The 538-nt window shown below is 71.2% G+C and carries 1 protein-coding gene; it reads left to right on the top strand.

Going from position 1 to position 538, the window contains the following annotated elements; genetic code table 11:
- Positions 1–538 (top strand): AAA family ATPase (locus tag DKT69_RS00025; RefSeq protein WP_146230934.1); only part of this gene is annotated, 538 nt, incomplete at both ends.

Genomic DNA, 538 nt, shown 5'->3' on the forward strand with positions numbered 1-538 from the left:
GGGCTGGACGGCGGCAGCCGGTGCCCCGCCCGAACGGGGACCTGTACTTCCCCCGCAAGCTCGCCGGCGCCACCGACGTCGACGTGCTGCGCCGGCTACGCGACAAGCGCATCCCCGTGCTGCTCTACGGGCCACCCGGCACCGGCAAGACCGCCCTCGTCGAAGCCGCCTTCCCTGACCTGCTCACCGTCGCCGGCACCGGCGACACCGTCGTCGAGGACTTCCTCGGCAACTTCATCCCCCTCCCCGACGGCGGCTACGAGTTCGTCTACGGCCCCCTCGTGCAGGCGATGCGGGAAGGTCGGGCGCTGCTCATCGACGACGCCACCCTCATCCCCCCGAAGGTCCTCGCCGTGCTGTACCCGGCCATGGACGGACGGCGGGTCATCACCATCCCCGGCTACCGCAACGAACGCGTCGAGGCCGTCGACGGGTTCTACGTCATCGCCGGCCACAACCCCGGCGTGCACGGCGCCATCCTCACCGAGGCCCTCGCGTCCCGCTTCGACGTGCACATCGAGGTCACCACCGACTGGGA

The sequence above is a fragment of the Micromonospora sicca genome (assembly GCF_003172935.1).
Lineage (GTDB): Bacteria > Actinomycetota > Actinomycetes > Mycobacteriales > Micromonosporaceae > Micromonospora > Micromonospora sicca.